The organism is Winogradskyella sp. 3972H.M.0a.05 (genome assembly GCF_040493455.1).
In the GTDB taxonomy this organism is placed as follows: Bacteria; Bacteroidota; Bacteroidia; order Flavobacteriales; family Flavobacteriaceae; genus Microcosmobacter.
In genome coordinates, this window is sequence record NZ_JANFDA010000001.1 from 700,111 (window position 1) to 724,345 (window position 24,235).

Here is a 24,235-nt window from a genome sequence, read left to right on the forward strand (position 1 = left end):
AGACATTACATGAAGTATTTATCATACATAGTAATACTGTTGATTAGCAATTTTGTAATTGCTCAGAACCAAGCATTATTCGAAAAAGCCAATGCCTTATACAATGATGGAGAATATGCAGAAGCTATTGATGCCTATAATCTAATCTTAGAAAATGGTAAACATTCCGCAGAAGTATATTTCAACTTGGCAAATGCGCACTACAAACTCAATCATATAGCGCCAAGCATTTATAATTATGAAAAGGCACTACGTCTTGCGCCAAATGATAAGGACATTAGGAATAATGCAGCTTTTGCAAGAAATATGACTATTGATGATATCGAGGTACTACCACAAGCTGGGTTTTCAAAAATAATGAAGGATATTACCAATACCTTCTCCTTTGATAATTGGTCAAAGATATCCATAGCTCTAGTAATACTCTCAATAGTGTTGTTCTTACTATATTATTTTTCTTATAGCGAAACACGAAAGCGTTTAAGCTTCGTAAGTAGCTTTCTAGTTTTATTTATTGGGCTTATTGCTTTATCATTCGCTTTCAAAAAGTACAACCTAGTAAAAAAAGATAAGCCAGCCATAGTGTTTTCTCAAGAAAGTAGAGTTATGAGTGAGCCTAATAAAAGGAGCGAAGAATCGTTCCGTCTTCACGAAGGCACCAAAGTCCAAGTCTTAGATTCTGTTGACCAATGGAAAAAGATTCAACTTGCCAACGGCAACGAAGGTTGGGTGGAAAGCGAGGATATAAAGCCACTATAACCCTTTTTAAAATAATGATATTTAAGATTTTTGCCCTAACCATTTCTTTTTTACTCTCCGTAAACACCTTTTGCCAAGACAAAAAAGTACAGTTTAGGAAAGCACAAGAAGAAAAGTATAAAGCCATTCTAAAAGAAAACGAAAAGCAACGAAAAGAGATTGATGGCTCTACACTTACCGAATTAAGTTTTGAAGATATTGAAGGGAATAAGCATACCTTAAGCTCGTTAAAGGGAAAAGTAGTCGTTATGAATTTTTGGTTTATTCAATGTAAACCCTGTGTCGAAGAGTTTCCTGATTTGAATAAGTTAAAAGCAAAGTTCGAAGGCAAGCCAGTAGAGTTTTTTGCAGTAGCCTGGAATGATAAAAAATCGCTAACGAAGTTCCTAGAAACGCATCAATTAGATTATACTGTAGTTTCAGACGGAAAGCTTAGTAAAAGATTTAAAATACCCCATTATCCCTATAATATGATAATAGATCAGAACGGGAAAGTCGAATATATTAGCGAAGTTTTGAGCTTAAATATTTTCAAGAAAATTGAACGAAAAATCAATAAACTCCTATAATTGAACTGTTTAAGGTTTTTTAATATTTGTTTAACAAATAAAAACTTATATTTGTTGTTTCGATAACTAAAAAACCAATGCTCAAATCTCTAATCACGTTATTTTTTATAACCATATTACTTGGAGTCACTGCGGCTCCAACAATAGTGTCGGTTATAGACTGTAATGCTGAGGCTTCCCTGTTTTTGGATGCTGAAGAAGAAGAGAAAGAAGGCAAGGAAGGGAAAGAATCCTCCAAAGATAAAGAAGTAAAATTATTTCAAGACTTATTCCCTTTGTATAATATGCTTTCGGAACAGTTGGCATTGGCAGAAGCTTATTATTCGAAATCCTATTCATCAAACGACAAGGAATTGGTATCCCCACCACCCGAACAAAACGTCGTTTAATCCCGTTTTTAGCGCACCTCGCGCACCAATCAATTTTTAGTTTAATTATAGTTCTTGGCAATAACGCCGAGGCAAAACGTATATTTTATGTTCAAGTATTTAAAAAATGACTTGCCAGCTAGTATTGTGGTATTTTTTGTGGCGTTGCCACTCTGTTTAGGTATCGCATTGGCAAGTGGAGCCCCTCTGTTCTCTGGTTTAATTGCAGGGATTGTAGGAGGTATAGTAGTTGGTAGTTTAAGTGGATCCAATATTGGAGTTAGTGGGCCTGCAGCAGGTTTGGCAGCAATCGTATTAGCTGCAATTGCTACTCTTGGAAGTTTTGAAAACTTTTTACTTGCTGTAGTTCTTGGAGGAATTATCCAGTTAATATTCGGACTTCTAAAAGCAGGTATTATCGGATACTATTTTCCATCCTCAGTAATTAAAGGAATGCTTACAGGTATTGGTATCATTATTATCTTAAAGCAAATACCGCACTTCTTTGGTTATGATAAGGCCTTTACACTATTCAAAGGAAGTGGAGAAGGAGTAGTTAGCCAGATTCTAAGTATTTTCGATCAGATCCAAATTGGATCGACTATCGTAGGAGTCATTGGACTTTTAATTCTATTACTTTGGGAGAAAGTATTGGCTAAAAAAGCTAAGATATTTCAAATTGTTCAAGGACCTTTAGTAGCTGTAGTATTTGGGATTTTATTCTTTGTATTTACACAATCTAGCGAGACTTTGGCAATCACAGAAGCACACTTAGTAAGTGTTCCTGTACCAGAAGATACAAGCTCATTTTTAAACCAGTTTAGCTTTCCAAATTTTGCTGCTATAACCAATCCAGATATATGGATTGTGGCATTTACAATAGCTTTAGTAGCTAGTTTAGAAACACTTCTTTGTGTTGAAGCTACAGACAAATTAGATCCGCACAAAAACGTTACACCAACCAATAGAGAGTTATTAGCTCAAGGAACAGGAAACATTGTTTCTGGGATGATTGGAGGACTTCCAATTACTCAGGTAATCGTTAGAAGTTCTGCTAATATTCAATCTGGAGGAAGAAGTAAAATGTCTGCAATAATCCATGGATTTTTCTTATTGACTTCAATAATCCTTATCCCAAGACTGCTAAATATGATTCCGCTATCTGTATTAGCAGCGGTATTATTGATTGTAGGATTCAAATTAGCTAAGCCTTCATTATTCAAAAAGATGTACGACCAAGGCTGGAAGCAATTTATACCTTTTATGGCTACAGTTTTACCTATGGTAATTACTGGAGATTTATTAATAGGAATTGGACTTGGACTTGCAGTAGGTATTGTTGTGATCTTAATAAAGAGCTACCAAAATTCTCACTTCTTACATATTGAAGATCAGAGTAACGGTAAGCACAAAATAAAAATGACTTTAGCAGAAGAAGTGACATTCTTCAACAAGGGAGCAATCTTAAAAGAATTAGATAGCCTTCCAATAGACACGTACTTGGAGCTAGATGTAAGAAAGACAAGATATCTCGATAATGATATTATTGAAATTCTTGAAGATTTTGCATTCAAAGCCAAAGAGAGGAATATTGATATTAAGTTAATTTCTGAACGAGGAATTATAGAAAACCCAGATAGTTTTATCGAGTTTTTCAAACTAAGACCAAAATCAGCTTAAAAAATAAATCATGAAAAAAAATAAATATAAAATACTAGTGCTTTCAGACTTAAAAAGTTCAACAAAAAGCACAATAAAGAGTACAGTAGGCTTAGCTAAGATGATTGATGCAGATATAGAGCTTTTCTATGTAAAGAAGCCAACAGAAATCGTAGATCAAGACAATCAATTGTCTGCTATGAGAACCATAAACCGAGAACATATCTCTACTGAAAAAAAGATTCAGAATGTAATAGATACTGTCTCCAAAGAATATGACATGAAAATCAATTCTACTTTTTCATTCGGGAATGTTAAGGTAGAGATAGAAAATCATATCAATAAGTCTAACCCAGATATTGTTGTTTTGGGCAAGAGAAAATCCAATCCACTGAAGTTTTCAGGAGACAATGTCACAGATTTTGTTTTGAAAAAATACAAAGGCTCCATTTTAATAGCTTCAGAAAAGAATACAATAGAGCCAAACAAAGAGTTGTCATTAGGATTAATCAATAACATGCAAGATGTATTTAAAGTTGATTTTGCTGAAGAACTACTAGGCCATGCCAAAACACCATTAAAATCATTCAATATTGTAAATAGTTCTTTTGATAAAAAGAAGAGCGAAAGTGTTTCTGGTAATAAAACAGTTGAATATGTTTTTGAACAAAATGATAACTCGTTAAAGAATTTATCTAATTACTTGCAAAAGAATAATATCAATTTGGTTTGTTTAGATAGAGAGAACTCTGACAATAAATCTAAGGCTGGTAAAATGTCTGAAGTGATTAAAAAGCTTGAAGTGCCAGTTTTACTCTCTAAGAAACAAGAAGTTGCTTAAGTTTAGTATTTTGCAATAGATAAAGTGTAATTTAAAGAGATAACTAAAGTGAAGCGTATAAAAACCAAGTTTAGCCTAGTAATAATTTGTTGTTTGGTGTTTCCATTTTTTGGAATGAGTCAAGATAGTTCCTTTGGGAACTGGATTATTTATTTTGGAAATAAGCAGATTGACCAAAAGTGGAATTGGCATCATGAAGTGCAATATCGTAACTACGATGCCATTGGCGATTTAGAACAATTACTGTTAAGAACAGGTATTGGTTACAACCTTTCCGAAAATAACAACAACGTATTACTAGGTTATGGTTTTATTGCTTCAGAAAACTATGTTGGAGACGATAAAGTTAGTGTCAACGAACATCGTATTTACCAACAGTTTATTACAAAACAAAAAATAGGAAAAGTAGGTCTTAGCCATCGCTACAGGTTTGAACAACGCTTTGTAGAAGATGACTTTAGAATGCGTTTCCGTTACTTCCTAAGCTTCAATATTCCGTTGTGTTCAACAGAAGATGATCAGCCAAGTAAATGGTATTTATCAGCTTACAATGAAATCTTCCTGAATACCGAATCGAGTATTTTTGACAGAAACCGTTTATATGGAGGAGTCGGGTTTAGGTTAAATAAAAATGTACGCTTCGAATTAGGGTACATGAATCAGTTCTTTGAAATGTCGAGTAGAGACCAATTGAATATGATAACGTTTGTTAATTTTTAGCCAATGTTTTTTTTTGATTTAAGTGTTATTTTCTCATTTTGAAAAATTAACGTATTTTCAGAGAAATAACTGACTAAAATCAGGAATTCATATGAAGAATCTTTTTTCGAACATTAGAGGTGATGCATTTGGTGGTATCACAGCAGGTATTGTAGCCTTACCACTAGCATTAGCCTTTGGTGTATCATCTGGTCTAGGTCCAAGTGCAGGACTATACGGTGCTATTTTCATTAGCTTTTTTGCAGCGTTATTTGGAGGAACAAACACACAGATATCTGGGCCTACAGCGCCTATGACAGCTGTAAGTATGGTTATTATAGCTGGGATTATTGCAGCTAATGATGGAAGTGTTGAAAAAGCCTTACCTGCAATACTAACAGTGTTCTTATTAGCAGGTTTAATGCAAATAGGTCTTGGAATGATTGGACTGGGTAAGTACATAAGGTACATACCATATCCAGTAGTTTCAGGTTTCATGACAGCCATTGGAGTCATTATTTTGGTAACGCAAATTCTACCTTCAATAGGGTATTACCCAAAAGAAGATATGGATTTTGTAAACCAGTATAAACCGCAAGCCGAAGAAGTTATTTTAGAAAACATTCTCAAGGATGAAGCAGGAGAAGGAATTCTTGTACTAGAAGATTTTAGAGAGACCATAAGCAGAGCAGAAAAGATAACTCAAGATGATATTCTTATGGAATCAAAAACCTTAGCAGGTAAAGATGCTTCAGGTGTTTTGGGAGCCATAAAAGTATTGCCAAGAGCTTTAAAGCATATTAATTGGCTAGAACTAATATTAGCGTTATCAACCATTTTCATCATATATGGGTTTAAGCGGATAACTACAAAAATACCTAGCACACTTGTGGCGCTCATTGTAATGTCAGCCATTGCTATTTTAGGAGGTTTGGATTATAGACCAATTCCTGAAATTCCGGAAGGTCTACCAGAGCTTAAAACTGAAATTTTTACCAATTTCAGTCTCAGTAGTATTCAGCCGTATATTTTTACCGCTTTAGCGCTGTCATTATTAGGAGCAATAGATTCATTATTAACGAGTATCGTTGCAGACAACATGACCAAGACTAAGCACAAGCCAAACAAAGAGTTGATAGGTCAAGGTATTGGAAACAGTATTGCGTCACTCTTTGGAGGAATACCAGGAGCAGGTGCAACTATCAGAACTGTTGTAAATATCAATTCTGGAGGTAAGACAAAATTATCTGGTATGATTGCAGGTATCCTTTTATTTGTAATCTTATTAGCGATTGCACCGTTGGCTTCTAAAATTCCAGCAGCAGTATTAGCAGGAATTCTAATCACAGTTGGTATAGGTGTTATGGATTATAAAGGGTTAAGAGCTATTCCATCGTTACCTAAGGATATCAAATTAGGACCAATTAGGTTTAGTTCAGAAGTTGTTATAATGCTAGTTGTATTGATATTGTCTTCGTTCTGGGATTTAGTATTTGCAGTAGGTATTGGTTTAGTAATTGCATCCTTAATGTTCATGAAAAAGATTGGAGATCTCACTGCCGAACGGTCTGATGTCAAGAATTTGAAGAAAGAAAAAGCATGGGCAGACGAAAAAGATTTCCCTGAAAACCTTAAGGAAGAGGTATTCATTAAGCACATTAAAGGACCTCTGTTCTTTGGCTCTACAAGTGATTTTCAAGCATTATCGCTACAGATTCCAGACACAGCCAGGACTGTAATCATGCGTCTTGGGCGTATGCAGTATATGGATCAATCCGGGCTCTATGCTATGGAAGATATGCTTCAAGATTTAAAAACTAAAGATGTCGAAGTTCTGTTTGTGGGCTTATTAAAACAACCACGGTACATGATGGAACGTATCGACATTATACCAGACTTTATACCAGAGTCGCACATTTTTGAGTCGTTTGATGAATGTCTGGCTTGGGTAAAAGAAAATATAAAAGATCAAGTATAATTTTTTAAAAACAGAAAATGAAAAATATAGCAATAACAAAAGACATGCAAAGCGCTTTAACGCCTTCAGGTGTTTTGCAAGATTTATTAGAAGGAAACAATAGATTTACAAGCGGTAATGGACAAGCAGTAGACAATGGCGCATTAGTAAGTCAAACAACATCTGGGCAATTCCCTAAGGCTGTTGTACTATCTTGTATAGACTCAAGAGTGCCTGTTGAAACTGTACTAGACCAAGCTATTGGAGATATCTTTGTAGCTAGAGTTGCAGGTAATTTTGAGAATGTAGATATTCTTGGAAGTATGGAATATTCTTGCAAGGTAGCAGGAAGTAAGTTAGTGCTTGTTATGGGTCATGAAGCTTGTGGTGCTGTAAAAGCTGCTTGCGATAGCGTAGAGCTAGGAAATATAACTGCAATGTTAGATAACATTATGCCAGCAGTTCACAAATCTTCGGAAGAGGTTGAAGGTGAAGCAAACTCGTCTAATCCAAATTTTGTTGCTGCTACTGTGGCTAACAATGTACGTTTAACGATGGATCGTATTCGTGAAAGATCTCCAATTCTAAAAGAGATGGAAGACAATGGAGAGATCCAAATTGTTGGAGGTGTTTATAGTCTTAAGACAGGAAAAGTAGAAATGCTTTAATAAGATATATATACAGAAAATAAAAGCCGTTGGTCACTGAGCAGAGTCGAAGTGCAACGGCTTTTTTTATACTTGTGTTTCAGTTTCTACCTCTGTTTCTGAGCTTTCAGAATTAATGATGCTTGGAAATAGAATTGGTGCAATGGATTTTACAGGTTTATAGAGTACCGAATCCTCAACATCTTCTTCATCTACAAAAGGCAAGGTATTATTCATACGATCAAAAACAATCAATACCACACTGAGAATAAGTCCAATTTTAGCTGCGCCAAATACACCGCCCAAAAGCTTATTGAGGATACCAAGCGAAGCAAAATCTGCTAACTTTGTCAATGCTTTACCTGCAAGGCTTATTGCCAATACAATAATCACAAACGTGATTGCAAACGCAGTAATGTTTATCGTTTTCTCTGTCCAGTCGGTTCGACTCTGAAGAAAATCTGCAGCAAAATTACTAAAGTGAATAGCACCATATACACCAAGCACGAGTGCCAAAAGAGAGGCAACCTCTACGAAAAGGCCTTTAAACAGACCACGCACTAATCCGAATAACAACAGTGCGCCTAATACAATATCAATTACAGTCATACAAACCAAGATTTCTACAAATTTATGGGAAATCCCTAAGATTAAAAGTAATGTATTGTAATAGCTTTAAAAAAATAGATTGATAGGATTATAACGATAATTCTTCTTCAATATTTTATAAGTCAGTAACTTTGCGCTCAATTATGGCAAGAGACGAGCAATTAAAAGAACGATGGGGCCTGGTAGTCGACAAGTTATCTGCGCAATTTGCAGATGGAGATACTTTGGATTTGGACGCCATTATCTACCTTATTGGTGTACAGGAACTTGGGCAGTTGGATCGAAAATTCAAGAAGGATCATAAGCTAGACTTAATGCATATAGCAATATGCAAACTTCTAGAACCATATGGTTATTACGAATTCGATTTTGTGGATGAAGAGGGATGGCCACACTACAAAGTAAAAGAAGAATTACCATTCCTTAAAGCAGGTGAGCAAAGCATCTTAATGAAAGAGGCCATTGTAAACTATTTTGTCGAAACAGAGTTTATAGACTAATAATTATTAAATTTGCCTTTCAATTTTTTGAGCTAGATCAATGATAGACAAGATTAAAGCATTAACCGAAGAAGCACAAGCATTTAAAGCACAGACTAAGGATGAAATTGAAGCATTCCGAATTAAGTTCTTAGGGAAGAAGGGATTGCTAAATGAGTTTTATGCTGAATTAAAAAATGTTGCTAAAGACCAAAGAAAAGAGTTTGGTCAAACCATTAATGCTTTAAAAGTAGCTGCTCAAGACAAAGTCAATACACTAAAAGCTGAGCTTGAAAGCCAACAAGAAGAACAAGGTATTTATGGCGATCTGTCACGTCCTGGAGCGCCTATCAACATTGGGTCTCGTCATCCGATTTCAATAGTGAAGAATCAAATCATTGATATCTTTTCTCGTATAGGATTCAATGTGAGTGAAGGTCCAGAAATTGAAGACGATTGGCACAACTTTACAGCACTGAACTTACCTGAATATCATCCAGCTAGAGATATGCAGGATACCTTCTTTATTCAGACCGATCCAGATATTTTATTGCGTACACATACAAGTTCTGTACAGGTACGCTACATGGAAAACAACAAACCACCTATCAGAACGATTTCTCCTGGTAGAGTATATCGTAACGAGGCTATTTCTGCACGTTCGCATTGTTTCTTCCATCAAGTTGAAGGCTTGTACATTGACAAGGATGTAAGTTTTGCTGATTTGAAGCAAACACTTCAATATTTCACTACGGAAATGTTTGGAAAGAGCAAGATTAGATTACGTCCTTCATACTTCCCGTTTACTGAGCCTAGTGCTGAGGTCGATGTGTATTGGGGACTCGAAACCGAGACCGATTACAAGATGACTAAAGGAACAGGTTGGTTAGAGATTATGGGATGTGGTATGGTAGATCCTAATGTATTGGAAAACTGTGGTATTGATTCTAAAGAATACTCTGGTTTTGCCTTCGGAATGGGAATCGATCGTATTGCACTATTACTTCATCAAATCAGTGACATTCGTTTATTGAGTGAAAACGATGTGCGTTTCTTGAAACAGTTTAAGAGTAGCTTATAGTGAACTAAACATGATGCCTTCGAGAACCTCAGGCATCAGTAATAAATCTCTTCATGGTCGCTGAGGTTCTCGAAGCGACATTGCAGAATATGAAAAAAGACATTCAAATTCCAGAAGTTAAAGACGTTTATGTCGCTGTAGTTCGTGAGTTTAACGAAACGCATAGAACCAACGATTGGAATGCCTATATCATCAACGATAAAGAGGTTGATTTAGACATGGTTTTAATCGTTACGAAAGGCTATGACCAAGATAGAGAAACCTCATTGATGCGTCACAAGCTAGATAAACTTCCTGCAAAGTCTTATGCCAAGGTTGAATTCTTACAAGATGAGGTATTAGCCTTAAATAATGAATTTAAAGTAACGTTTTTTGAAGGCACATCCATGTTTGATAAAACCTATCTATTCAGAAAGAACACGATTAATGAGAATGCTCTACAAACCATTCCGTTGATGAAGCTAAAGGGTGTTTTGGTGAGGTAGTTTTGTATAAGGAATTTAGCAGCAATGAGCTAAACATGTTGTTCTTCTTAGTGTTTAAAATCCTTCAAATGTTTTATCAACAGCGTCGCTTATTATTTTCTTTTGACTTATCAAATCAATATTTGTTTTATCAGATTTCAATCCCAATGTTTTTTCGGTGTTCGAAAATGACCATTCATAAATTCCGCTAAAAATTTCATTAGTCAATGCAGATTCGGAGTTTGTAGTATTAGAATCAATTTTTAACTTTCCTTTTTCAAAAGCAAATTCTGTTTTCAATTGTTCCGATTCAAAACCAGGAAGAGTCAGAGTCGAGTCAGATATTCGAAAAGTCATACTCTCAGAGTTTTCATATCCGCTATATACAATCCGAACTGTTTGATTTATAGTTTTTGGATATACCATTTTGCCTTTGTAGGTCATTTTTGTTATTATCCAATTCCCATCAAGTTCAATATGATTTTTTGTATCGCATGATATAAAAGTCAAAAACATTAATAAAAGAAAATAGTTTCTCATTTGGGTCAACATTACGTACAACAAAATCCAGCTTTTTGATTTATAAATTAAACATTGTTTTAGCTCTTTGCCAAAATGAATTATAATCATTGTTGTAATGCATTTTATTTATTCATTCGCGATTCAAATTCATCTAGCACATAATCAGCATCATTTTCTGATAATTCTTTAATTTCTAAATTACTCTTTACTTCATGTTTTGGCATCATAGTTCGCATGAGGATAATTTTAAAAACTTCTTTTCTTTCTTCAGTTTTTCCGTATTCTTTTTCATTTATAATATTTTGAAACGTTTCTTCCATTTTCAGCCAAAGGTTAATTTCTTTGTCAATATTGAGGTCACGTTTAAAGTTCGTTATTGTCTCTTCCAGACTTATAGGATAAACTTCTTCGAAAGTTTTATGAATCGATTTAATTTTGGTTAATTGGTTTTCGGATAAATCTTTATGCTGGATTGGTCCAGGTATTAGTTCACTTGGGTCAATCATAATCGTTTCCCTCTCTTCTTTTTTTGTTTTGCTGCCACAAGAAACTATTAGTAAGATGATTCCAATTGCAGCAATTATTGTTAATGTAATTTTCATTTAGTTTTTAATGTTTTACAACGGTTTTGAGTATGATTAGTTGCGTGTTTGAGCAACTAATTTAGTAAACAAACACGTATGCGATAAAATAAACAACGATAAAGACAGTTAATTGTGTTCGTTGTTGAGCTTAGTTATTTCATTCAGATTTATTTCCAGTGTTCCAGAAAACTGATTATAAATTTTCATTTTATTAAAATCTAAATCAAAACTTACAATACCAAAGTATTTTTTTGAATTAGGATAACCGATTCTGGAACGTTTAATAGACCTAGTTAGCCGAAACTCATTAAGTGAAAAATTGTAAACCTTATGTGAATTTAAATCAATTACTTTAACATTGTTTCTATCAACAAAATCAGGTGTTGCTATTCCACAACTACCAGAGGATATTAGAATAAAATTTTTCTTAAATACTTCTATAACTCGACATTCATTCTCAATTTTTGTCGGCATAGAGTAAACCAATATGTTGTCAATCCAAAATTCGTAGTTTTTTTCATTTAGTACAGTTTTTAAATTTAAACTATCGTAATGAAATATTTTTTGCTCATTTTCTATTTTACTAGACGACTTAAAACTTCCTAAAAAATCAAGTTCATTCCCGAAAAAACCAGGAAAACTAATTTCGTAAACTAAGTTTTGTTTTGGCTTACAAGAAATCAGTAAAAAAGCTAGAAATAACAAATATGTTATAATGTTAGTTTTCATAATTAAACCCAACTATTTGATAAAAGGAATCTTCCTTACATCAATCAATTTAAGAAAAATATAATATCCTTTTAGATAACGTTCTGGAGGTAAAGGATGTTTTGGTGAGGTAGAGTTTATCGCCTCATGCTGTGTTTGCACTTCTTTTTATTATTTCTAATAGTATCAAAGTCAAAATAGCGATTAGCATACCTTGAAGGAATATGATACCAATATCAAAAGAGAGTAAATCTATGAGCTTGGTATTCTCATTTTCGGGTAAATAATCTCTATGAAAGCTAGTTACAAAAATTACAAATCTTTCAAAATATAATCCGCTTTTCATCCCAAATGCGACTAAAAGAACATACCAAAATTTTGATGCTAATTTTTTAACGAATAAAGTAAGAGGTAAAATTAAAGCACCGAAAAACATAATCCAATATGCTATTGCATAAGGCCCAGTTGCTCGGTTAATAAACGCATATTCATCAGGATAAATAGCCATTCCAATCAAATAAACAGTAAATGTGACGATTGCGTAGAAAATAATTGTCCAACGAACTAGATTCAGGGCCTTTTTTGTTTCGAATCGATTTTTGAAGAAAAGCTCGACAAGCATTAATGTCAAGATTATTGGAATAAGGCAATAAATAATATTGGCATCAACTATTTCAATAATCCTTCTGTATGTCTCCATTTATTATTTTGAATATTCGATAAAGCTGACTACGAACCATCCAGGTAATAAATTTTTATTATTACTACAATCTTGAAATTCTAACTTCAAAGTTCCTTTAGAATTTGCATTCTCCCACTCTATCAATTTGTCTTTTGGTTTGTTTTCTAAAACAGACTTTTTCCCTAAAGCGTATTTTTTAGTAATTATTTCCTCTAATTCAGAAAACAGCTTAGTATAAGTTTCAAGTTCACCACATTCTTTTTCAACTAATTCTTTAAGTTTTTTCCTGTCAAACAAAGTCTTGTCGTCAATTTTATTTATAAATGCCCATTTGTATGATGTGTACTTTATTTCTCTAGAATTTTTATCATAGAAATATTCGACATTAGCAGGAATGTTTTTTGGTAATACTCTTGATATTTGTTTAGGATTAACTAGTTCGTATTTATCTACATATGGATAAAGTTCTGGAGCTAATACGATTGTTGCATAGTTTTTCTCAACCTTAGAATTAATTTTTATTTCAAATTTGATGGCATCATCAATTGATTTTCCAGTGAAAATTAGATTCTGATTTTGTGACTCTTGTGAATAAGAATAAAGAATGAAAACTAAACTAAAAATAAAAGAAAGAAGTTTTTTCATATAATACTCTTTTAAAAAAGAACAAGAATAGTTGTGATGAAGGGATTTATTTAAATAGGTTGATTATTTTTTCTTTACCAGAGCTAGCAGCGAGTTTTTTCCCTAAATCCCAAATTTCTTTTTCCCATTTTTTCCATTCAGAGCTATTTGGGTTATTTGCTATAATTTGAGTTTTGACATTTTGCGTTATAATACAATAATTGTAAGAAACACCATCTAAAGTTATACTCCTATTATCATCAGCTAAACTTAGATTTTTCATATTCCATATAGGGTCATTGGTTGTGCTTATTAACTCTTCAGAATAGATGTCTTTTATACTACCATTTTCATTAAATAAAAAAATTGCTTGAGAAAGTTTTTCTGGATTATGAATATCACGGAAACTACTTTTATTGTACTTAATAGTTATCAATCCAAGAGGTTCTTTAAACGATAAGTTGATTTTTGCTATCCAGATATAATCTATTTCTAGTTCATTGTCACGCCATCCTTTTTCGTTTCTAACAATGTGACCATTCGTATGAAGATATTTTAACCCAAAGTAATTTGCAAGTGATTCTTCAGTAGTTTGATTGTATAAGAAGTTTTCTAAATTTTCAGCTCTCCTCATTAAATTATGTAATGCTTTAATCCAACTTCTCAGTTAGCTTTTTAAACACCTTTTTAGGGTTTTTCCCTTCATAAAGGATGTCATAAACCGCATTGATAATAGGCAAACGCGTTTTCTTTTCGTTTTTTTGGTTGAGCAAATGAGCACTTTTAGTAGCATAGTAACCTTCGGCGACCATGTTCATTTCCATTTGTGCAGACTTTACCGTGTAGCCTTTACCAATCATATTTCCAAACATTCGGTTTCTAGAGAATACCGAATAGCCAGTAACGAGTAGATCTCCCAAATAAGCCGAGTTATTGATATTGCGTTTCATCTTGTGCATTTTCTTTATGAAACGCTTCATCTCTCTAATGGCATTGCTCATCAATACACTTTGGAAGTTGTCTCCATAGCCCAAACCATGCGCAATTCCTGCGGCAATGGCATATATGTTTTTCAGCATTACGGCATATTCAGTACCAATTATATCATCACTGATTTTGGTCTTTATATAACGACTCGATAAAGAATCTGCAATGGCTTGTGCTTTTTGAGCGTCAGCACAAGAAATGGTCAAATACGATAAGCGTTCTAAAGCAACTTCTTCAGCATGGCAAGGTCCAGCGATGACACCAATATTTTCAAAAGCAATTCCGTAAATATCATGGAAGTGTTCACCAACTAATAAGCCAGATTCTGGGATAATCCCTTTTACGGCAGACACTACAATTTTGTCTTTAATATCTGTGGTTAGTTTCTGGAGTTCAGCATGAATAAAAGCAGAAGGAATCACAAAGATGAGTACGTCTGCCCAATCTGCTATTTCATTGATATCGTTACTAATCTTTAGTTGCTCCAGATGAAACTCCACAGAGCTCAAATAGCTCGGATTGTGCTTTTCCTTTAATAAATGCTCTTTGGTGTACACACTGCGCATATACCAACCAATCTCATTCTCATTTTCACAAAGCATTTTTACGATAGCTGTTGCCCAGCTTCCAGCACCAAAAACAGCGTACTTATATGAACTCATAAATAGTAGTTAGTTTGTCTACTCAAAAATACACAAATTATAGGTCTTACAATGCTTTTATAACAAGGCTTTAGCTTTTTTGGCACAGGTTTTGAAACTAGTATTGTAATCTCAAGAAGATTACCCTTAATAAAAGTCTTCGGTGAGATGTCATTAATCAAAAAACTTAGCTTATGAGAACTTTGAAATTACTTTTAGGATTTGCACTAACTACAACCTTATTGACCTCTTGCTACACGGAAGTTATTGTAGATGATTTTGATAACAACCCAGGTATTTCCCTGAACCAGTTATTGAACTCCTACGATCTTTGGTATGTAGATATTAATGAAACTATAGGGTATGGCGAGACACCTTTCTTGCAAATAGCATTCACGGTTTCGTTTAGAAATGGCGTGCTGTATGCAAATAATAATTTGGTGGGCTTTGGCCAGCAAGGTAATGGTTTTGGAGTTCCTATAGGTAATTACGATGCTTATGATATGATTCTGGATATAGATCATGTAATAGATGGTTACGATAGCTTTGATGTGTATCAAATAGATAACAATACAATAGAACTATACAATCCGTTTAATGATACATCCTATTTCTTGAATGGATACCAAATCAACAACTTCGATTACGATTTTGTATTCTATGATAACATCCATTATTTCTTGCAAGAATATGAAGCGTGGGAAAAGACATACACGAGCGAAATGGGAGTATTGAATGAGTTTGACAACGAAAACTATTTACAGTTTTTATCTGGTGGAAACGATTCTACATTTAGAAGTTCGCAAGATATTCCGCCAATAAATCTTAATGACATTATATGGGATTATACAGGTGTATATGGAGTAGGAGATGTCCCAGGCAATATGTATTTAAAAACATTAACATTAGATTATGATTTCTTCGATAATGAAAGTTTTGATCTAAGCGTTATTAATGATGCAACGATAGAGTTGTACCATCCTTCTTCAGGAACGATATATGAGTTTACAGGAAGAGGCTACATTCAGTTTTTGAGAGAGTCTGATACGAGTGGAAGAGTAACTGAATTTAAAGACAAGCCTAAGAAACGTAAACAAAAGACTGAGAAGAAGGATAACCCTAGAGAGAATAGTAGAGGCTAAATTTTGGTTGGTTATTTAGTTTCGAGAACGCTCATCCGAATTCCATTCGGTTTGAGCGTTTTCTTTTTCTATAAAATGTGACTTCAACACGATTTTGTGTGTCTAAAGAATAGAAGGATACACAACCTTAATCAATATTAACTTAAAACACACACAAACGAATGAGCTTATTTTCATTTATTAAAGCGGCAGGTTCTGCGATTTTTGGAGGTAAAAACGAAGAGGAAGAAGCTGCAGCAAAAAAAGCTGCTGCTGAAGCTGCTGAATTAGCAGAAGAAGCTGCAATGGCAAGACGACTAGAAGAAACCATAAGAGATCTTAGCCTAGAGGTTAAAGACTTAAGCGTTCTTGTAGATGATGATAGAGTAACAGTCTCTGGAATGGCTTACGATCAATCTACAAAAGAAAAAGTTGTTTTGGTATTGGGTAACTCTGCTGGAATTGCTTCTGTAGAAGATTTAATGACGGTTGAACATACAGAGCCAGAAGCACAATTTCATACGGTTGAAAGCGGAGATACATTAAGCAAAATTGCTAAGCACTATTATGGAGATGCCATGAAATACAACGCGATTTTCACAGCAAATCAACCAATGCTGAAAGACCCTAATTTAATATATCCAGGGCAAGTACTTAGAATCCCGAATCTAGATTAATTGCTAGATATATATATGAAGAAAAGGAGGCTTTAAAGCCTCCTTTTTTATTTCTTTTTATAAAGCGGAACCGCCGAACAAGCCTCACCATACATGATGGATTTGGCAATAGGTTTCAGGCGTTCAGTTAGCATTAGATAAGCACTGTCTGGTATAGGCTTATTAGAACAGCCCTTAATAATCAGAGGCGCATCTTTATAATCTTCAATATTGAGATTTGTAATGATATCCTGATATATTGAAGTTTCCAGAGTATTTAAATCACCAATAAGTACAGACTTCGCATAAGGCTCCAATGAAACAGTAATAAGCATATAGGCCCAAATGGGCACTATAGCATCAGAACTACATGTCAGTGCCACATAAGCATCTTTGTATTGCGACCAATCGTGTTGCTTTACGGCTGCTCTAAAATCCTTCTCGCGAAGCACAAAACCTTCATATAGCCAATCTTTAATATCGAATAGCGCACGTTCTCCATCTGGATAATAATCCTCCAGATCAATAACTTTTAGAGGGCTTTTTGCGACTCTATTGACAATATGTTCCTCGGCGTTGCTCATTGTTTTTTAGAAAGGTAGATCATCGTGATCATCTTCGTTCAAATCACCTGCTGGTTCAAAAGCATCAGCTGGTGGTACTGGAGGCATACCTTCTGGTTGCGCTTCAGCTTGAAGATTTTCGATTCTCCAACCTTGTATTGAGTTAAAATACTTTGTTTCTCCTTGTGGATTTACCCACTCTCTTCCTCTTAGGTTGATGCTGATTTTCACCATCTGACCAACTTGGTAGTTATTCAATAAATCTGTTTTATCTTGAACAAATTCTACCATAATGTGTTGAGGATATTGCTCCTCTGTAGTGATCACTATTTCACGCTTTCTAAACCCGTTACTTCCAAACGTTTGGGTTTCTCCAATCACTTTTACTCTTCCTTGAATTTCCATTTAATATGTATGTATTTAACTTAATAATAATTTCCATGCACTCTCTACATCACCATAGCTTAAAAAGTTTCTGGCAATCTTGTGCTTCTCTCTATGCGACATTGCTTTTATATCTGGATAACGCTCACTAACGTCATCAATAAAAGCATCGATATCTTTTTGGTTTGGCAATGCCTCTACATTACCCAGCATTCCCAAATCATTCCCAGTAAGAATCATGCTGTCCTTAACATGTTCTGGCATATTATCAACACCAATTCCAAGAGTTCTAAGCGGTTTAGGAATTTCGAAAAAGCCTGCTTTAGCTCTGCTGTAATAACTGCCGCCAGCTCTGGCAACCAAATCAAGTTTTTCTTGATTTATAGTCTCGTCATCATTCATAACGTCCTTGCTGATGTGTAATTTTACAACTTCACAAATTACCAAATTACCTGCGCCACCTTCAGTTCCTAACTTCACAACATCATTGACCTTACATTCAAATTGTACTGGAGATTCAGCAACTCTAAAAGGTTTTACAACATCAGATTCGAGCATTGTAAGACCAGCCTTTTCAAATTCATTAACACCTTCAGGATATTCCGTACTACTCAATGACATTTGATGAACAATATCATAGTTCACCACATTGATCACCACTTCCTTGATCGATTCCACATTTTCGAGCGTATGCTTAGTCGTATTATCTCTAACACGCCTTGCAGGAGAAAAAATCATTACAGGAGGATTAGCGCTAAACACATTAAAGAAGCTAAAAGGCGATAAATTTGGTCGTCCTTCTTCATCTATAGTGCTTGCAAAAGCTATTGGTCTTGGTGCAACAGTACTCAATAAATGACCATGTAATCGTCCTGTTGAAAGGTCTTTAGGATCTAATGAAATCATTGGTAAAATGAATTTGCACAAAGGTATCGTTTCGTGTCTAAAGTTAAAAGTTTTATAAGCCTAAACTTCCTGAGCAATATTATTGTTATAATAGCATTATATTTAGGATTGAAAACTATAGTTAATGACACTATCTTTTAATAGAAACCTAACCCGTTGGCTGATTATCCTGGCTTCCTTTATCATTATTTCACTCATCTTATGGAACACCTATTCGTTCTTTCAAAAATTTAAAGCTGAAGAGCGTACAAAAATGGAAACTTGGACATTCTCGTATGAAGAGTTTTCAAGTAATTTAATTGATCCAGAAGCAGATATTAATGTTATAGCAGAAAAGATTGTACTAGATACTACGATGACGGCTCCAATGCTTTTACTAGATAAAAATAATGGTATTATAAGCTTTAGAAACATTGATAGTTCTGAGGTACAGAGCCCATCTGCTACTCTAAAAATAATGAATCAATTAATGTCCGAAAATATTCCTTTGGAAGTGGAATTACTAAACAAAGAAAGAGGAAAACTGTACTATGGGAATTCTCCTTTGTTGAACAAATTGAAGTATTATCCATTAGCATTAATTCTTATTATTCTACTGTTTGCTGGTGTTGTGTATTTCTTCTATAGAAGTACAAAAAATGCAGAACAAAACAAGCTGTGGACCGGAATGGCAAAAGAAACAGCGCATCAAATAGGAACACCCTTGTCTTCTCTGGTTGGCTGGACAGAAATACTTAAATCTGAAAATGTTAAGGACGAATACATCACAGAAATAGAAAAAGATATTACTCGTCTGCAAACCATAACAGATCGTTTTAGTAAAATAGGGTCTATTCCAACACTAGAAACTGTAGATGTTGTACAAGAGACACAACTATCTTATGACTATTTAAAGACTAGATCTTCAAAATTGATAGATTTTGAGATTGATGCACCAGAAGAGTCAATTATGGTTAACCTCAATCAACAATTATATAGTTGGACCATTGAAAACCTGGTTAAAAATGCTATCGATGCGATGAAGGGTAAAGGGAAGTTGAAAGTAGAGATTTTGAACTCTGATAAATATGTGAAAATTAATATCACAGATACTGGTAAAGGGATTCCTAAAACTCAATTTTCTAAGATTTTTGAACCTGGATTTACCAGTAAAAAGCGTGGCTGGGGATTAGGATTATCACTGGCAAAACGTATAATTGAAGATTACCACGATGGACGCATAAAAGTGCTTTCTTCTGAAATTGGAAAAGGTACGACGATGCAAATCAGTTTGAAAAGAAATCATTAATAATAATTCATCAGAAATGCGTTTCATAATTCTTCTTCTTTTAAGTTTTAGTGTGAGCAATTTTACAGGACAGGATAAAGAAATATATGTATTTGTTGGGGAAAAAATAGAAGTAAAAGAATTCCAGCCTAAAGAGATGTTAATGGATCGTGCTTTTAAAGCAAAGTATAGAATCCTGGAACAGGTATATGGTAGATTGAATTTGGACGTAATAGCTTTTGAAGCCTATGATCATTATGGAATACCTCCATTTTCTAACTATAAGCATGTACTACTTTATGTTGTGAAAATAGATGGCAAATTTTATCATTCAAAATATCAATATTCTGCACTTTATAAAACTAAAGGAGGGGAATGGGCAGGGACTTATGCGCTTTATGATTATAACCACATTTATAACGAACATACTACAATTGAGCCAGTTAAGATTGATTTTGAACCCGCAGTAGAGTTTGATTTAAGTAAATACAGAAAGGAGATGTCAAAGGATTTATTCCCTGAACCATACTTTGAAATAAATGGAGATAAAGCCACAGCAGTGTATGGGCATTATATCGAAGATTTATTTCAATTAAAAAAGAATGGTGTTTTGAAAGCTAGAGGGTATTTTTTTCCTTGAAAAGCAATAGTCATCTGATTTCTTTTATTCTAAATTAGAGTTTATCGCTTTTGCCACAGCTTCAAAATCGTCTTTGGAAAGCGTTTCTTTAGAAAGAAAACGTGCATCTTCCATAGAATTCAAAGGTATTAGGTGCACATGTACATGAGGCACTTCCAAACCAATAACTGTCATCCCAACACGATTACAAGGAATCGTTTTTTCAATAGCAATACCAACGGTTCTAGCAAAACGCATAAGACCAATATAGGTCTCTTCATCCAAGTCCATAATCTTATCTACTTCTTTCTTCGGAATGCATAGCGTATGACCTTTTGCATTTGGATTAATGTCCAAAAAAGCAAGGAAATCATCAGTTTCTGCCACCTTATAGCAAGGGATTTCACCTTGAATTATTTTAGTGAATATTGAAGCCATTGAGTTACGATAGGTTAGGATAAAAATAAAAAAGATTCCTATGAGAATAGGAATCTTTTTAAAAATTTATTTGTGAAAGCGTTCTATCTTGTTATTTCTAAGATGTCGAATTTTATAACACCATTAGGCACTTGGATTTCAGCAGTATCGCCTACAGACTTCCCTAAAAGCCCTTTTCCAATAGGAGAATTAACAGAGATTTTTCCTGACGCTAAATCAGCTTCACTTTCAGCCACTAGAGTATACGACATTTCCATGCCATTCATTTGGTTTTTTAACTTCACAGTAGATAAAACCAATACTTTACTAGTGTCTAATTGCGACTCATCTATGATTCTTGCATTAGCTAAGGTCGTTTCCATTTTAGAAATTCTCATTTCTAACATACCCTGAGCTTCTTTGGCAGCATCATATTCAGCATTTTCACTTAAGTCTCCTTTATCTCTAGCCTCAGCAATAGCTTGCGATGCTTTTGGACGCTCAACATCCTTAAGATAATTTAATTCTTCTCTTAATTTTTTTAGCCCCTCTTCAGTGTAATAAGATACGTTACTCATAACTTCATCGTTTTAAATTTGTGTGCTCATATAAACACAAAAAATCTCGCTCACACGAGATTACTATGCAAATATACAAAATATTTACGGTAAGCTTTAATTTATTGTAAATTGCACACCTCAAAAAAAGTGATGATATGAAAAAGTTGGGACTACTATTTGTAATGATTCTTACACTAATAAGTTGCCAAAGTGATGATAACGGCAACAACAATTGTGGGCTTTTACCAAATGTGCTAGTTAATTTTGAAGTAAACCTTGCGCTTCCTCAGTTTCAAAATTTGTTGACCCCTCAAAATCCGGTGGTGATACCAGGTCAGGGTGTAGGAGGTCTTATTGTGATGAGAAACTTTGGAGACTCATTTGTGGCTTGGGACAATGCTGATCCTAACCGTGTGTTTCAGACATGTTCCATCATGACAGTCCAAGGCACTATTGCAACTAGTAATTGTGAAGACGAAAACAAATATGATATTAATACAGGATTACCGCTTACAGAAGGATTGAGCTGTGGACTGAAACCTTACAGGATTCAGCAAGGCGGAAATTCTCTGCTAATAAGTAACTAAAAATGAAAAGAGGATTGTTATTTAACAATCCTCTTTTTTGTTTAAAACGTTAACGTTGCACCTATTAAGAAGTTGGTCGTAGCTTGTGGATAAAAGCCTGCACCTTCTACAGTAGTAATTGTTCCTGGATTACTGAAATCATCATCAAAAGTGAAGTAATATCCATTAGAAACATACTTTTCATTAAAGATATTGTTGACTAAGCCAGTTAGTATAATAGACTTAAAAATAGAATTGGTTTCTATTTCGTAGATAATATTCAAGTCATTTACAAAGTAACTATCCAATTTTGAAACATCAGAATCGGTGTTACCCATAAATTGTTCACCAACATATTTACTTAAGAATGATACTTGTAAATCTTTTACAGGTTGAAATACAATAGCGTTAGCTGCTATAAATTCTGGTGAAAATGAAATATTGGTCTTGCCTAAGTTTCTCAATACACCATCTATAGAAGCAAATGTTTCTTTATTCTTGTTAGAGCTTAGAGTCATATTTGGCTGTAGAGTTAAGGTCTTTGTCACCGGAATAATAGCCTCTAACTCTAACCCTAAACGATAACTTTCACCACTGTTGGTTCTTATAGGATTTCCTACATCATCCAGCTGACCAGAAAGTACTAATTGTTGATTATAATGCATATAGTAGGCATTGGCATTAAAACTGAAGTTTCCTTCACGGTGTCTCCAACCAAGTTCGAAATCATTAAGCTGTTCCGGCTCTATACCTTCATTACTTTCAAAATCAGTTCTATTTGGTTCGCGATTTGCTCTGGCATACGAAAAGTATAAGTCGTTATTGGTGTTCAATTGATAAGTGATTCCCGCTTTAGGATTGAAAAACGTAAAGTTTTTATCAACTTCAAAAGGAATAACATCAGATGAAGTTCCAGTAGTCTTATAGGTTACATTTCTAACTTGAAGGTCTCCGTATAATCGAATCTTTTCATTAACTCTATAATTCGCTTTTGAGAATACAGACAAGTCATTTTTACGGCTATTACCATCGTAATAACGATCTCTGATTTCGCTTTGACTAGCAAATTCAGCCCAAATAACTTCACCAAAATGATCTCCATTGTAGTGACTGTATGACCCACCAAAGATCATATCCAAATTATTGTTCTTATAGTTGGCACTAGCATTGATCACATAAAAATCATTGTCTAACCAGCGACGACGGATTAAGTCTGTGGTAGTTACCGTTTCACCATTTACAGTTAGTGGCTCAAAACCATAAGTGTCAAAATCATCATCTTCTCTAAATTGCTCAAAATAGCCACGACCATAAGTATAGTTTAGACCCAAATTCGTAGACCAACGGTTATTGTAACGTTGGTTCCAGTGAAGTTGGTAATGATCTTGATTGTAGTTGTCTACTTCATTATCGTAGAACCTAGTATTACCATCATCATCAGTATACTGACCAGCAGGATTAAAGGTTCTGTTGCTTTGCAATGTCGCTTCATCAATACCAAACCAGGATTGATAGGTTACCTCTTGCCCAGCAAAAGTAATGGCCTTAATCAGCGTATTATCATCCACATAAGATCCTTGTAGATAATAGGATTTTAAATCGGTTGAAGCTCTATCGATATAGCCATCTGAAACAATATTGGAAAGTCGACCAGCAATTTCGAAATGATTATTCATTAAACCTGTGCTAAACTTCACCGTATGTTTTCTAGTATTATAACTCCCAAAGGAATTAGAAATTTCTCCGTTTGCTTTATCTGAAACAGCATCAGTTAGAATATTGATACTTGCACCAAATGCACCTGAGCCATTTGTTGAGGTACCTACACCTCTCTGCAACTGAAGACTTTCTATTGATGAGGCAAAGTCACCTAGGTTTACCCAAAAGGTTCCTAATGACTCAGCATCGTTGTACGGAATTCCGTTTATAGTGATATTGGTAGATTGGGCACTAATACCTCTTACTCTAATGCCTGTATAGCCTATACCAGCACCAGCATCTGTAGTAGTTACTACTGAAGGCAAGAAGTTGAGTAATACTGGGACATCTTGTCCAAGATTTCGTTTAGAGATTTCTTTTTTAGTCACATTAGTGTGAGTGATTGGCGAAGTCGCATCGACTCTAACGGCTTTTACGAGGACTTCATCTAGTTTTTCAACCTTGGTTGAGTCTTGTTTTTTGTCTTGTGAATAGGTGTAGAATGATACAATAAACACCACAAGAACATGAAATAATTTTTTCATTACGATTAATTATAATCGAATAAAAAGAGGTCATTATTCTTATTGTTAGTAAA

30 protein-coding genes are annotated in these 24,235 nt (G+C 34.5%); 16 read left to right on the plus strand and 14 right to left on the minus strand.

The annotated features are described in order from the left end of the window. Positions 1–9: 9 nt before the first annotated feature. From NCE97_RS03135 to NCE97_RS03170, 8 genes are all read left to right on the plus strand, one after another. Positions 10–759, plus strand: a complete 750-nt coding sequence (locus NCE97_RS03135; RefSeq protein WP_353777406.1) for a tetratricopeptide repeat protein — start codon at positions 10–12, stop codon at positions 757–759. Between the two features lie 14 nt (positions 760–773). After that, entirely contained in the window at positions 774–1,328 is a 555-nt protein-coding gene (locus NCE97_RS03140; RefSeq protein ID WP_353777407.1) for a peroxiredoxin family protein, read from the plus strand. 77 nt (positions 1,329–1,405) lie between these two features. After that, a complete protein-coding gene (locus NCE97_RS03145; protein ID WP_353777408.1) occupies positions 1,406–1,717 on the plus strand; it encodes a hypothetical protein in 312 nt (103 codons plus the stop codon). Between the two features lie 87 nt (positions 1,718–1,804). Continuing rightward, positions 1,805–3,376 (plus strand): SulP family inorganic anion transporter, encoded by a 1,572-nt coding sequence (locus NCE97_RS03150; protein ID WP_353777409.1) that lies wholly within the window; start codon positions 1,805–1,807, stop codon positions 3,374–3,376. A 10-nt stretch (positions 3,377–3,386) separates the two neighbouring features. After that, on the plus strand, positions 3,387–4,196 hold the full coding sequence (locus tag NCE97_RS03155; RefSeq protein WP_353777410.1) for a universal stress protein: 810 nt from the start codon (positions 3,387–3,389) through the stop codon (positions 4,194–4,196). Between the two features lie 114 nt (positions 4,197–4,310). Further along, a complete protein-coding gene (locus NCE97_RS03160; protein ID WP_353777411.1) occupies positions 4,311–4,916 on the plus strand; it encodes a DUF2490 domain-containing protein in 606 nt (201 codons plus the stop codon). 91 nt (positions 4,917–5,007) lie between these two features. Continuing rightward, a complete protein-coding gene (locus tag NCE97_RS03165; RefSeq protein ID WP_353777412.1) occupies positions 5,008–6,873 on the plus strand; it encodes a SulP family inorganic anion transporter in 1,866 nt (621 codons plus the stop codon). A 17-nt stretch (positions 6,874–6,890) separates the two neighbouring features. After that, on the plus strand, positions 6,891–7,520 hold the full coding sequence (locus NCE97_RS03170; protein WP_353777414.1) for a carbonic anhydrase family protein: 630 nt from the start codon (positions 6,891–6,893) through the stop codon (positions 7,518–7,520). A gap of 66 nt (positions 7,521–7,586) precedes the next feature. On the opposite strand, the gene NCE97_RS03175 is transcribed toward NCE97_RS03170, so the two are convergent. Next, positions 7,587–8,108 carry a CvpA family protein gene (locus NCE97_RS03175; protein ID WP_353777415.1) on the minus strand — a complete coding sequence of 174 codons (522 nt, stop codon included), beginning with the start codon at positions 8,106–8,108 and terminating at the stop codon, positions 7,587–7,589. Between the two features lie 143 nt (positions 8,109–8,251). Here NCE97_RS03175 and NCE97_RS03180 point away from each other — a divergent pair, with 143 nt between their 5' ends. The 3 genes from NCE97_RS03180 to NCE97_RS03190 all read left to right on the plus strand — a co-directional run bounded on the left by NCE97_RS03180 (position 8,252) and on the right by NCE97_RS03190 (position 10,153). Then, complete coding sequence (locus NCE97_RS03180; protein ID WP_353777416.1) at positions 8,252–8,608, plus strand: hypothetical protein; 357 nt, start codon at positions 8,252–8,254, stop codon at positions 8,606–8,608. Between the two features lie 40 nt (positions 8,609–8,648). Beyond that, positions 8,649–9,668 carry a phenylalanine--tRNA ligase subunit alpha gene (pheS, locus tag NCE97_RS03185; protein ID WP_353777417.1) on the plus strand — a complete coding sequence of 340 codons (1,020 nt, stop codon included), beginning with the start codon at positions 8,649–8,651 and terminating at the stop codon, positions 9,666–9,668. Positions 9,669–9,757: 89 nt separating this feature from the next. Next, positions 9,758–10,153, plus strand: a complete 396-nt coding sequence (locus NCE97_RS03190) for a hypothetical protein (protein ID WP_353777418.1) — start codon at positions 9,758–9,760, stop codon at positions 10,151–10,153. A 54-nt stretch (positions 10,154–10,207) separates the two neighbouring features. On the opposite strand, the gene NCE97_RS03195 is transcribed toward NCE97_RS03190, so the two are convergent. The 7 genes from NCE97_RS03195 to NCE97_RS03225 form a co-directional block, all read right to left on the minus strand. Then, positions 10,208–10,762: a hypothetical protein gene (locus tag NCE97_RS03195; RefSeq protein WP_353777419.1), complete on the minus strand. Its 555-nt coding sequence runs from the start codon at positions 10,760–10,762 to the stop codon at positions 10,208–10,210. A gap of 14 nt (positions 10,763–10,776) precedes the next feature. After that, entirely contained in the window at positions 10,777–11,256 is a 480-nt protein-coding gene (locus NCE97_RS03200) for a hypothetical protein (protein WP_353777421.1), read from the minus strand. A gap of 108 nt (positions 11,257–11,364) precedes the next feature. Further along, on the minus strand, positions 11,365–11,967 hold the full coding sequence (locus tag NCE97_RS03205; RefSeq protein WP_353777422.1) for a hypothetical protein: 603 nt from the start codon (positions 11,965–11,967) through the stop codon (positions 11,365–11,367). Positions 11,968–12,091: 124 nt separating this feature from the next. Then, positions 12,092–12,646, minus strand: coding sequence for a hypothetical protein (locus NCE97_RS03210; RefSeq protein WP_353777423.1), 555 nt, complete (start codon positions 12,644–12,646; stop codon positions 12,092–12,094). Between the two features lie 3 nt (positions 12,647–12,649). Then, entirely contained in the window at positions 12,650–13,273 is a 624-nt protein-coding gene (locus NCE97_RS03215; protein WP_353777424.1) for a hypothetical protein, read from the minus strand. Positions 13,274–13,319: 46 nt separating this feature from the next. Next, positions 13,320–13,886, minus strand: coding sequence for a hypothetical protein (locus NCE97_RS03220; RefSeq protein WP_353777425.1), 567 nt, complete (start codon positions 13,884–13,886; stop codon positions 13,320–13,322). 16 nt (positions 13,887–13,902) lie between these two features. Then, on the minus strand, positions 13,903–14,901 hold the full coding sequence (locus NCE97_RS03225; protein WP_353777427.1) for an NAD(P)H-dependent glycerol-3-phosphate dehydrogenase: 999 nt from the start codon (positions 14,899–14,901) through the stop codon (positions 13,903–13,905). A 173-nt stretch (positions 14,902–15,074) separates the two neighbouring features. Between NCE97_RS03225 and NCE97_RS03230 the strand changes: the two genes are divergently transcribed. Together NCE97_RS03230 and lysM are read left to right on the plus strand one after the other, a co-directional pair. After that, the gene (locus NCE97_RS03230; RefSeq protein WP_353777428.1) at positions 15,075–16,022 is read left to right on the plus strand and encodes a nicotinic acid mononucleotide adenyltransferase; all 948 of its coding nucleotides are present in this window, start codon (positions 15,075–15,077) and stop codon (positions 16,020–16,022) included. A 161-nt stretch (positions 16,023–16,183) separates the two neighbouring features. Beyond that, positions 16,184–16,678, plus strand: coding sequence for a peptidoglycan-binding protein LysM (gene lysM, locus NCE97_RS03235; RefSeq protein ID WP_353777429.1), 495 nt, complete (start codon positions 16,184–16,186; stop codon positions 16,676–16,678). A 47-nt stretch (positions 16,679–16,725) separates the two neighbouring features. On the opposite strand, the gene NCE97_RS03240 is transcribed toward lysM, so the two are convergent. The 3 genes from NCE97_RS03240 to NCE97_RS03250 are packed head-to-tail and all read right to left on the minus strand — an operon-like array spanning position 16,726 to position 18,510. Beyond that, a complete protein-coding gene (locus NCE97_RS03240; RefSeq protein WP_353777430.1) occupies positions 16,726–17,241 on the minus strand; it encodes a DUF2480 family protein in 516 nt (171 codons plus the stop codon). Between the two features lie 6 nt (positions 17,242–17,247). Continuing rightward, the gene (locus NCE97_RS03245) at positions 17,248–17,625 is read right to left on the minus strand and encodes a DUF3127 domain-containing protein (RefSeq protein WP_353777431.1); all 378 of its coding nucleotides are present in this window, start codon (positions 17,623–17,625) and stop codon (positions 17,248–17,250) included. Positions 17,626–17,640: 15 nt separating this feature from the next. Next, positions 17,641–18,510 carry a flavin reductase family protein gene (locus tag NCE97_RS03250; protein ID WP_353777432.1) on the minus strand — a complete coding sequence of 290 codons (870 nt, stop codon included), beginning with the start codon at positions 18,508–18,510 and terminating at the stop codon, positions 17,641–17,643. 124 nt (positions 18,511–18,634) lie between these two features. On the opposite strand from NCE97_RS03250, the gene NCE97_RS03255 reads away from it, so the two are divergent. Both NCE97_RS03255 and NCE97_RS03260 read left to right on the plus strand, forming a co-directional pair. Continuing rightward, positions 18,635–19,798, plus strand: a complete 1,164-nt coding sequence (locus NCE97_RS03255) for a sensor histidine kinase (RefSeq protein WP_353777433.1) — start codon at positions 18,635–18,637, stop codon at positions 19,796–19,798. Positions 19,799–19,850: 52 nt separating this feature from the next. Continuing rightward, positions 19,851–20,417 carry a hypothetical protein gene (locus tag NCE97_RS03260; protein WP_353777434.1) on the plus strand — a complete coding sequence of 189 codons (567 nt, stop codon included), beginning with the start codon at positions 19,851–19,853 and terminating at the stop codon, positions 20,415–20,417. Between the two features lie 24 nt (positions 20,418–20,441). On the opposite strand, the gene NCE97_RS03265 is transcribed toward NCE97_RS03260, so the two are convergent. Further along, entirely contained in the window at positions 20,442–20,834 is a 393-nt protein-coding gene (locus tag NCE97_RS03265; RefSeq protein ID WP_353777435.1) for an HIT family protein, read from the minus strand. A gap of 83 nt (positions 20,835–20,917) precedes the next feature. Further along, positions 20,918–21,391, minus strand: a complete 474-nt coding sequence (greA, locus tag NCE97_RS03270) for a transcription elongation factor GreA (RefSeq protein WP_353777436.1) — start codon at positions 21,389–21,391, stop codon at positions 20,918–20,920. Between the two features lie 137 nt (positions 21,392–21,528). Here greA and NCE97_RS03275 point away from each other — a divergent pair, with 137 nt between their 5' ends. Then, positions 21,529–21,960, plus strand: a complete 432-nt coding sequence (locus tag NCE97_RS03275) for a hypothetical protein (RefSeq protein WP_353777437.1) — start codon at positions 21,529–21,531, stop codon at positions 21,958–21,960. A 41-nt stretch (positions 21,961–22,001) separates the two neighbouring features. Here the strand turns inward: NCE97_RS03275 and NCE97_RS03280 are convergent, their stop codons facing one another. After that, positions 22,002–24,182: a TonB-dependent receptor gene (locus NCE97_RS03280; RefSeq protein ID WP_353777438.1), complete on the minus strand. Its 2,181-nt coding sequence runs from the start codon at positions 24,180–24,182 to the stop codon at positions 22,002–22,004. Positions 24,183–24,235 lie beyond the last annotated feature (53 nt).

Coding starts and splice junctions, on each gene's coding strand:
- NCE97_RS03230 (WP_353777428.1), top strand. CDS start 15,075: ATGAGAACTTTGAAATTACTTTTAGGATTTGCACTAACTACAACCTTA.
- NCE97_RS03255 (WP_353777433.1), top strand. CDS start 18,635: ATGACACTATCTTTTAATAGAAACCTAACCCGTTGGCTGATTATCCTG.
- NCE97_RS03165 (WP_353777412.1), top strand. CDS start 5,008: ATGAAGAATCTTTTTTCGAACATTAGAGGTGATGCATTTGGTGGTATC.
- NCE97_RS03280 (WP_353777438.1), bottom strand. CDS start 24,182: ATGAAAAAATTATTTCATGTTCTTGTGGTGTTTATTGTATCATTCTAC.
- NCE97_RS03195 (WP_353777419.1), bottom strand. CDS start 10,762: ATGATTATAATTCATTTTGGCAAAGAGCTAAAACAATGTTTAATTTAT.
- NCE97_RS03170 (WP_353777414.1), top strand. CDS start 6,891: ATGAAAAATATAGCAATAACAAAAGACATGCAAAGCGCTTTAACGCCT.
- NCE97_RS03245 (WP_353777431.1), bottom strand. CDS start 17,625: ATGGAAATTCAAGGAAGAGTAAAAGTGATTGGAGAAACCCAAACGTTT.
- NCE97_RS03150 (WP_353777409.1), top strand. CDS start 1,805: ATGTTCAAGTATTTAAAAAATGACTTGCCAGCTAGTATTGTGGTATTT.
- NCE97_RS03250 (WP_353777432.1), bottom strand. CDS start 18,510: ATGATTTCATTAGATCCTAAAGACCTTTCAACAGGACGATTACATGGT.
- NCE97_RS03135 (WP_353777406.1), top strand. CDS start 10: ATGAAGTATTTATCATACATAGTAATACTGTTGATTAGCAATTTTGTA.
- NCE97_RS03225 (WP_353777427.1), bottom strand. CDS start 14,901: ATGAGTTCATATAAGTACGCTGTTTTTGGTGCTGGAAGCTGGGCAACA.
- NCE97_RS03155 (WP_353777410.1), top strand. CDS start 3,387: ATGAAAAAAAATAAATATAAAATACTAGTGCTTTCAGACTTAAAAAGT.
- greA (WP_353777436.1), bottom strand. CDS start 21,391: ATGAGTAACGTATCTTATTACACTGAAGAGGGGCTAAAAAAATTAAGA.
- NCE97_RS03190 (WP_353777418.1), top strand. CDS start 9,758: ATGAAAAAAGACATTCAAATTCCAGAAGTTAAAGACGTTTATGTCGCT.
- NCE97_RS03200 (WP_353777421.1), bottom strand. CDS start 11,256: ATGAAAATTACATTAACAATAATTGCTGCAATTGGAATCATCTTACTA.
- lysM (WP_353777429.1), top strand. CDS start 16,184: ATGAGCTTATTTTCATTTATTAAAGCGGCAGGTTCTGCGATTTTTGGA.
- NCE97_RS03205 (WP_353777422.1), bottom strand. CDS start 11,967: ATGAAAACTAACATTATAACATATTTGTTATTTCTAGCTTTTTTACTG.
- NCE97_RS03210 (WP_353777423.1), bottom strand. CDS start 12,646: ATGGAGACATACAGAAGGATTATTGAAATAGTTGATGCCAATATTATT.
- NCE97_RS03240 (WP_353777430.1), bottom strand. CDS start 17,241: ATGAGCAACGCCGAGGAACATATTGTCAATAGAGTCGCAAAAAGCCCT.
- NCE97_RS03220 (WP_353777425.1), bottom strand. CDS start 13,886: ATGAGGAGAGCTGAAAATTTAGAAAACTTCTTATACAATCAAACTACT.
- NCE97_RS03160 (WP_353777411.1), top strand. CDS start 4,311: ATGAGTCAAGATAGTTCCTTTGGGAACTGGATTATTTATTTTGGAAAT.
- pheS (WP_353777417.1), top strand. CDS start 8,649: ATGATAGACAAGATTAAAGCATTAACCGAAGAAGCACAAGCATTTAAA.
- NCE97_RS03265 (WP_353777435.1), bottom strand. CDS start 20,834: ATGGCTTCAATATTCACTAAAATAATTCAAGGTGAAATCCCTTGCTAT.
- NCE97_RS03275 (WP_353777437.1), top strand. CDS start 21,529: ATGAAAAAGTTGGGACTACTATTTGTAATGATTCTTACACTAATAAGT.
- NCE97_RS03145 (WP_353777408.1), top strand. CDS start 1,406: ATGCTCAAATCTCTAATCACGTTATTTTTTATAACCATATTACTTGGA.
- NCE97_RS03175 (WP_353777415.1), bottom strand. CDS start 8,108: ATGACTGTAATTGATATTGTATTAGGCGCACTGTTGTTATTCGGATTA.
- NCE97_RS03180 (WP_353777416.1), top strand. CDS start 8,252: ATGGCAAGAGACGAGCAATTAAAAGAACGATGGGGCCTGGTAGTCGAC.
- NCE97_RS03140 (WP_353777407.1), top strand. CDS start 774: ATGATATTTAAGATTTTTGCCCTAACCATTTCTTTTTTACTCTCCGTA.
- NCE97_RS03215 (WP_353777424.1), bottom strand. CDS start 13,273: ATGAAAAAACTTCTTTCTTTTATTTTTAGTTTAGTTTTCATTCTTTAT.